The following is a 7,453-nucleotide window of genomic DNA, read 5'->3' on the forward strand; positions in this document are numbered from 1 at the left end:
GTGAAGTCTGAATGGAACTCTCCGGGATCATATTTGACTCGATTTATTTTAAAACTTGGAAAGAACACTCTGTCCTTAAGAAACCAGCATACTTGACAACCATAAAGGTTCTCGCCACACTTCAGGAATATCTTTTGGAGAGCGGTTTTGAAGGTAATCTAGATTTTGACCGATTCACATATTATGTTGAATCAAATGATTTTGAACCGATTAATAAATCGTTCATTGATCAATTTGTTCAATATCTTGTAACATCCAATCCAGGGCTTTCAAACAAAACCATTTACAATAAAATCAGTTCATTGAAGAGTTTTTTCAACTTTCTTGATAGAGTAAATATGATAAGCCACAACCCCATGGCCCATTATACAAACAAATATTATGAACGAAATATAAATATTAATTTCTTGACTGAAGTTGAGTGTAAAGACCTCCTGAAAGCAGCTCTTCTAGAAGAGCCCTTTTCCAAATATTATTATCTGTTGATTTGGACAGCCATTACAACCGGACTTAGAAACAATGAAATATGTTGCCTTTCATTTGAGCAGATCAACTTTCAAAACAACATGGTGATAATAAATAAAGGTCAAAAAACAAACGCTAGAGGAATCGCTATTCCTGGGTTCCTAACAACTGAACTGAAACACTTCAAACAATATAAGGAAACCATAGAAGAAGATTTTAGTCCACAAGTATTCTCAAGAAAAAAACATAAACTCTCGAATAATAAATTGGTATCTATAGTCAGGTCTATATCTGAAAAAGCCGGGATTAATAGAAAGGTCATTCCCCATGATCTCAGAAGAACTACTGGGTTTCTGATGCTTAAAAGTGGTGCAAACTTGAGGGCAATTCAGCAACAATTAAGGCATGAGCTGTTAGGTACCACGTTGGAATATCTCTCAATTTCGGATAGTTTGATATTAGATGAAGATTAAATAAAATGCCCTTCCTAAGCTAATTTGGAAAGGGCATTCGCATCGTTTGGTAGAATCAATCTATGGCGGTTAAATGTCTCCAAGCCATCTCGACATGTGATTCTTTAAACACTTTCTTTTTACGTTCGTTCCATGCTCTAAAATACTCAACTGTACGTTTTACATCGAGCCTAGCATCCGGATGATGCTTAATAATCCAATCGGTTGTAGCCAGCAATTCAAGTCCGTATGGAGTTTCATACCCTTCAATAATTCGTTTGGTATCCTGAAGTCTTTTATCCGTATTTTCATCGTTTAACTGTTTCAAAAACTCTTCAGCTTCCCTTGCTACTTCAGGTAACAGATAAATCTCAGCATCTCGATTTCGATCCCCATATCCCCGTATATAATGTCCTTCAAGCCTTTGAAGAACATGATTTAAATTATCTGCATACGGTCCATATTGGGCGCTTACAAATCTTAGTCTTAAATCCTCACCACATTCTTGCAAAAAGTAGGCAAGTTTCTGTATTTCCAACATTGATAATTTGTAGCCCGGCGCAGCATAAAGATTCATTAGCATAATCAGCAAAGCTCTTGCACGAGTTAACTGTGGCTTTTCAGTTCCTACACAATTCACCGTATTGACTAGAGCCTCGGCCTCGGATTCCTTCAAGTTATCTTTTTTATACTCAATCACAATCTCACCACCTTAGTAATACCATTCTCGCCGTATATTAACGGGAATATGAATTGAGTCATTTTGTATGATTTTTATTACCTGATCTTGAAAAGCACACTTCGACAAATGATATAAATTCCTTCTAAACCAAATACAGAATACATGTTCTTATTTTTTTGATTGTATCCATTTGCTATGTCAAACAAGCCACAAATACTGAATTGATAACCTTGGTAAAGAACTATCAAGGACTTACTCGAGGTCATCCGGAATATGAAGTTCGCGTTTACACACATCACATTTGACAATAATATAAGTCCCAAGGCCCGATGGTATAAAGGTAAACGCAAACTTGGCCCCGCTAACATCGACTGCTTTACACTGGTCCCACTGATTAATTCTTTCCATCATTTCTTCACTAATCGTAAATGCAAATGAATTCCTTAGAATCATTACAACACTCCTCTGGATATTTCGGCGCAGAGCGCCAATGAGTTAATGAATGAGAGCCACCCTGTTAATGAAATCGAGCCATGTTGTTGATCGTGAACGCCATCTGATGAGTACGTTCGTTAGAATAGAGGAAGTCGTATTTATTCCCACCAACATGGCTTATGCAGTTTTATACGCTCTCGTAAATCACCAATATATATCTGGTTCGGATCATTCGGATCATATTTTCTCTGAAGCGCTTTATGAATTTCGTCAACTTCTCGAGCGAATTCCTTAGCATTCGGCCCAAATCCCATAGTGCGTTTGATAACCCGGTAATGGCGAACAAGGAGTTCTTTTGCTTTGCTTTCAGGGTACCCCAGTATCTGTAGTTCACGTATGACTGCACAGATATACGGCTCATTCATCATATGCAGTTTTATTGAATTCCCCATCTGCTCACTCCTTCCTATACCTCATTATTATTTTACCACTTACCCATTTATAAATCTAAAGGCTGGCTCGAAAAGATCAACAACTAGTCCATATACTCGATAGCCACACTGATTAATTCCTTTCAAACTTCGTTCTTCATCATTGTTAATTACACGAAAAAGCCACATGCTGAGATGTGGCTAAACGAATGAAGGGTTGAAATTACGATGCACACTTATGACATTAGAATCTCATTCTCGATACACCGCGCCGCGAAGGTCGCCAGCTTGGTCCCTTTGTCGGGGGAAAACGATTCAATCGCTTTGATCAAACCGATCGTACCGATGGAGATCAAATCCTCTAGATCCTCACCCGTATTGTCGAATTTCTTGACGATGTGCGCGACAAGCCGAAGGTTATGCTCGATGAGCACGTTGCGCGAGTGTTGATTGCCTTGAGCCATCAGTTTCAAATGTTTGTCTTCTTCATCCTCCGCCAAGGGCTGGGGAAACGCGTTGTTTTTTACATAGGAAACGAGCAAAGTAAGCTGTTTAATAAATAAAGCTACGGCACTAAACAATCCGGGCATTCCAGCCACCCCCTAAGGTGTTTGCCGATCAACGGTCTCAGAAGTCTTCGTGCAAAGATTAGTATTAGTGTATGTGGGCGAAAGCCCGGAAGTGCCTGTACACAAAAGTTTACATCCAACCGAAGAAAAGAGACACTCCCCCGCAAAGGGAGAATGTAGAAAAAAAGGAATACTTTCAGAAAAATAATTGAACATCAAAAAAGAGGGCAAGCTTTTACCCTCCTTACTATTTTCCCAATGTCTCAGATAACGTTTTCTTATACTTAAATCAATGAATTATAATCATAACCTATTTTAACGGTACGTAATTTCTAACTTAATGACGAACCCATTATCTCCATTTTCATTCTGGTGTTCGTGAATAATGATGACCTACTTCAATGTTTCGTCAAATACATAAAAATCCCGCAGAAAAACACTTAAATTATTGATAAAAAACTGTTTGGAACAATGAAACAACTCATTACGTCCCAACATCTTGAGATATATAGTAGTCCCAGAACAACAGCAAATCTTTTGTGTCTATACTATCTAAAACACCCTTAAGTTCATTAGAAATATTGCCTTGTTGTTTAAAGCAGCACCAGAGAAAATATCCGTCTCTCATCATAATAAGCTCTAAGAGCAGCGGTCACAAAATCTATTCTTGAACCAATAATTGTTTCTTCTCTTTTGCAACATAATTTATTTTATGTGGTATTATATTTTTAAACTAGTTGGAGATTAAAAGTACTAGCTGGACTTATCTAAAGTAAGGGAAATTTCCACAACTCTTCTTAGAAAACTTAATGAATTTATTTATCATCGGACTTTCCATCGTAAGAATCAAAAGGTGTTGCAAATTTGCAACACACTTACTAAACAATTAACATTTCTCTATCTACCCCGCTTAAATTGCTAACTTTTTGTTCCTTTTGTTCCATCCTTTAAAACATATCTAAACTGAAGTTCGATTATACTCCCACCATCATAAGAGATAGGATCAAAGAGGCAATAGCTCTTTCTATGTCTACTTTTGGGGTTTTTAAATTGGGTATAACAACCCACTTACTTTTTTTAACATCAATCACATCATTATAATGAATTTCAACTTCTGCGTCTTTATTATTCATTGGGATAATTTGCCTTAAACTCCATCCTTGAATTTGATAATGGACCAGCCACTTAAAATGTTCTTGATTGCGTTTCTCCTTGCCTTTCACGTATCCATGCTGCTTCATAAACTTTTCGTTTCTTTCCCTGTACAATTTTTTGTAAGAAGCAAACCATTTATCAAGATTATCTTCAAACTCGCTTTCATGCCTACTTTCTCCTTCTATTGTAGCTTTAAACATTCAACTCACCCCTCATGAAATGCTAGTTAAGACCTGCAAGTCTCTCGACTTTATTTCTACATTAAAAAGAGGCAGCTTTTCTTAGTTATCCTGCGAATACACGAACCTGCGTAAGTAATCAAATCAAGGGAGTTAACTAATCAGTTTAAAACAATGAATTGGTAAAAGTATTAGACCGAATTGCATATTTCATTTCTTTCGCTTCTGTCCGTTCCAAATAACCTTGAATCCACCCAAATAAGCTACATTAGTTACACCTTCTTTTCTAGAGCATTCATCTTAATTGGATACAGAATCCTGTTCCGCCCGGTTGAATCCTTTAATGATTAGCCATATAGCCAAAACCAATTGTTGAAAGGCTATCAGAATGTTCAACATCATGTAGGTTGCATCCAGACCGATGAAGCGAATCATAAATAATAAGCTTGCCAATATGGACAATGTAGACCCAATAAGACCCGAAGCTGACAACCAACGTGGAACTAATTTTATTTGGTAAAATATGCAGTTAAACAAGAGCATAGCCAAAACAAATGCCAGTGTCGTTGCCACATGGTTCACCAAATCACGTCCTTCCCGTAACAATCCACCCAGGGTCTGAAAATACGATACATTCAGAGTTCCAACTTTTGCAAATTCGTGGCTTAATGTCAATAGCAACAGAAGAATGATTACACCAAAAATAATGAACACACCCGCAATGATGCCGAAAGCAACAGATCCAAGAGCTAAACCATTATTATGCTTACTTAAAATCGGATACATCAAAATAGGAATACCAACATATGCAACAACCATTAACAACTGGAAAAACGCTCCTACAAGTACCTGATTTTCATTTGTAGAAGCCTTGACAAGGTAGTCTGCTCCATCTATAACAGGAACAACACTAAATATACCTGTAACCAACCCAGTTATTAATAACACCCCAGTAATTACTGCAGACCTTCTACCTGAATTTGCACTCTTCCTCAACATATTTTAACCTCCCTATAATACCTAACTTTTATAATAATATGACAGGAAAAGGTAAGATAAAACAGATACTTTAGTATGGTTAGGCCTCTATCGCCATTGAAGAGAACAGCGATACAGCCAGCCATTTCTAAACATGTAAGCCGTCTGAAAACGGCTGAACTGGTCCGCGAAACGAGAAAGGGGCAATGGGTGTTCTATTCGATCAAAGAGAAACGGTTAGAGGAAATTGGTTATGCCTTGTCCCATTTGCCTGATCTATCCGAGGAGCTGCGGAAATTAGAGCAACAAGGGCTGACGGTTACATGCGAGTAAAGGGGGTGTACAGCAGCTGAGCAAGCAAGAGAGAAAGCAGCTTTCTTTTCTGGACCGCTATTTGACGTTATGGATTTTTGTTGCGATGGCGATAGGGATTGGCCTGGGCTACGTATTTCCGAACTTTGTCGCCGGTTTGAATGAATTTCAAGTCGAAACCACCTCCATACCGATTGCTCTTGGTCTTATTTTAATGATGTATCCGCCGCTGGCGAAGGTACGATACGAAGAAATCGACCGTGTCTTCCGAAATGGCAAGGGGTTAACCATTTCATTGATTCAAAACTGGATCATTGGCCCGCTCTTAATGTTTTTCTTGGCCATTATTTTTCTCCAAGGCTATACGGAATACATGGCCGGCCTGATTATGATCGGTTTAGCCCGTTGTATTGCAATGGTTATCGTGTGGAACGATTTGTGCAAAGGGGATGCCGAATACGCGGCGGGACTATGAATAATGTAACCGGTATCGTAATAATTCTTCCTAGCCCTGTGTAAGGAAAGAAATCAATTAATAAATATATAGCTGCCAATGTGGGGACCATGGCTAGCATGAAGGTAATGAGTGATTTCATCATTTAGTTTTCACCTAATCTGGTTTTCTGGAGTTTCACATAATGTCTTATTCACGAACTTCGTAAATAGTTCCATGTGTAGGGTGTTCGCGAAACTTTTGAGCTATCCTGCCCGTTTGTTCAACGATCTGGCCGATTTTAAACAACTTAATTCTTAAATTAAACGACTTTATTATTAGATAACAGTTTTCACATACAATCTATTGCCAATCTTCACCATGCTTGTACAACTCGTTTCCCCCTACTTACTCGTCTTTTATTCATTAAGATAAGCGTCGGGTATGAATCGCATGATACTTGCTCTTGTTTCTGCATCCCATCCAGGATACCCCATGAAATATGTGTTTTATCAGATATTCAAAGCGTGTAAATTAAGTGATGCGAAACATAATTCGAAATTTTCCGCGAAAATAAAATTGTAGACTGAGGGCGGCATTAAGCGAATGGGCAGGATACTTTAATTAAAATCATCCTTAACCTACCATTATAATGAACTAAATTTCATAGTTAAGTTAATGTTTAATCAGTAAAGGAGATAAAAAAAGATGGATATTATCAAAAAGATACTTATTCGAGATGCCATGGAGTCTGAGCAAAACGTAATACGGGCTATAGTTGAAGAGGCATATGTGGAATATGTCAAAAGAATGGAAGAATCAATGCGCGAAGAGTATTATCGGCGACTGTTGACAACACTTGAAACAAAGGGGTTTGTCGAGCGGATTGTCGCTGAATTTGATGGAAATATCGTAGGAAGTGTTCTATTGTATCCCTCGACATCTAGTGCAAATGAAAGAGTAGTTCGCAATCCAGGTTGGGCAGAATTACGATTGCTTGCTGTACTCCCGTCGGCGCGCGGGCAGGGTGTAGGGGCTTCGCTCATACAGGAATGTATACGACGCGCTCGTATTAACGGTGAAAAGACAATAGGATTACATACAAAGGACGAAATGCGTTCCGCTGTGCACCTGTATGAGCGTCTTGGCTTTACTCGTTTTCAAGAGCTTGATTTTAGCCCTGCGACAGGAATCTTAATAAAGGGGTATTGCTATAACTTTGACGAGTGATAAGTCAGACAAAACTTTTAGTGTGTTCTTTGATCGTCAGACCTCAACATGGGTAATTAATCTTAGTTCCTGTTGGATCAGCGACCGGGATTCCTTTATAGATAAGATGTTCCGGTCAAGAACTATCTACAT

General features: G+C 38.3%; 6 protein-coding genes and 3 pseudogenes. 4 read left to right on the plus strand and 5 right to left on the minus strand.

Features of this window, described 5'->3' with window-relative positions; all coding sequences use genetic code 11:
- Positions 1 to 11: 11 nt before the first annotated feature.
- Positions 12 to 938 (plus strand): tyrosine-type recombinase/integrase, encoded by a 927-nt coding sequence (locus tag NI000_RS32360; RefSeq protein ID WP_253415445.1) that lies wholly within the window; start codon positions 12 to 14, stop codon positions 936 to 938.
- Between the two features lie 55 nt (positions 939 to 993).
- Here the strand turns inward: NI000_RS32360 and NI000_RS32365 are convergent, their stop codons facing one another.
- The 5 genes and pseudogenes from NI000_RS32365 to NI000_RS32385 all read right to left on the minus strand — a co-directional run bounded on the left by NI000_RS32365 (position 994) and on the right by NI000_RS32385 (position 5,367).
- A complete protein-coding gene (locus NI000_RS32365; protein ID WP_253415446.1) occupies positions 994 to 1,617 on the minus strand; it encodes a hypothetical protein in 624 nt (207 codons plus the stop codon).
- 575 nt (positions 1,618 to 2,192) lie between these two features.
- Positions 2,193 to 2,486, minus strand: coding sequence for a hypothetical protein (locus NI000_RS32370; protein WP_253415447.1), 294 nt, complete (start codon positions 2,484 to 2,486; stop codon positions 2,193 to 2,195).
- Between the two features lie 221 nt (positions 2,487 to 2,707).
- Positions 2,708 to 3,055 (minus strand): annotated as a pseudogene (locus NI000_RS32375) (sigma-70 family RNA polymerase sigma factor); the annotation flags it as partial.
- A 953-nt stretch (positions 3,056 to 4,008) separates the two neighbouring features.
- Positions 4,009 to 4,389: a hypothetical protein gene (locus NI000_RS32380; protein WP_253415448.1), complete on the minus strand. Its 381-nt coding sequence runs from the start codon at positions 4,387 to 4,389 to the stop codon at positions 4,009 to 4,011.
- A 279-nt stretch (positions 4,390 to 4,668) separates the two neighbouring features.
- Entirely contained in the window at positions 4,669 to 5,367 is a 699-nt protein-coding gene (locus tag NI000_RS32385) for a DUF4386 domain-containing protein (protein WP_010500212.1), read from the minus strand.
- Between the two features lie 114 nt (positions 5,368 to 5,481).
- Between NI000_RS32385 and NI000_RS32390 the strand changes: the two are divergent.
- From NI000_RS32390 to NI000_RS32400, 3 genes and pseudogenes are all read left to right on the plus strand, one after another.
- A pseudogene (locus NI000_RS32390) lies at positions 5,482 to 5,679 on the plus strand (ArsR family transcriptional regulator); the annotation flags it as partial.
- A gap of 85 nt (positions 5,680 to 5,764) precedes the next feature.
- A pseudogene (locus NI000_RS32395) lies at positions 5,765 to 6,130 on the plus strand (arsenic resistance protein); the annotation flags it as partial.
- 669 nt (positions 6,131 to 6,799) lie between these two features.
- Positions 6,800 to 7,321 carry a GNAT family N-acetyltransferase gene (locus tag NI000_RS32400; protein WP_088831618.1) on the plus strand — a complete coding sequence of 174 codons (522 nt, stop codon included), beginning with the start codon at positions 6,800 to 6,802 and terminating at the stop codon, positions 7,319 to 7,321.
- Positions 7,322 to 7,453 lie beyond the last annotated feature (132 nt).

Origin of the sequence: Paenibacillus tyrphae (assembly GCF_024158745.1) — a bacterium.
In the GTDB taxonomy this organism is placed as follows: domain Bacteria; phylum Bacillota; class Bacilli; order Paenibacillales; family NBRC-103111; genus Paenibacillus_G; species Paenibacillus_G tyrfis_A.

Excerpts from the sequence above, each read along its gene's own strand:
- NI000_RS32360 (WP_253415445.1), top strand. The coding sequence starts at position 12 with ATGGAACTCTCCGGGATCATATTTGACTCGATTTATTTTAAAACTTGG.
- NI000_RS32370 (WP_253415447.1), bottom strand. The coding sequence starts at position 2,486 with ATGGGGAATTCAATAAAACTGCATATGATGAATGAGCCGTATATCTGT.
- NI000_RS32380 (WP_253415448.1), bottom strand. The coding sequence starts at position 4,389 with ATGTTTAAAGCTACAATAGAAGGAGAAAGTAGGCATGAAAGCGAGTTT.
- NI000_RS32385 (WP_010500212.1), bottom strand. The coding sequence starts at position 5,367 with ATGTTGAGGAAGAGTGCAAATTCAGGTAGAAGGTCTGCAGTAATTACT.
- NI000_RS32400 (WP_088831618.1), top strand. The coding sequence starts at position 6,800 with ATGGATATTATCAAAAAGATACTTATTCGAGATGCCATGGAGTCTGAG.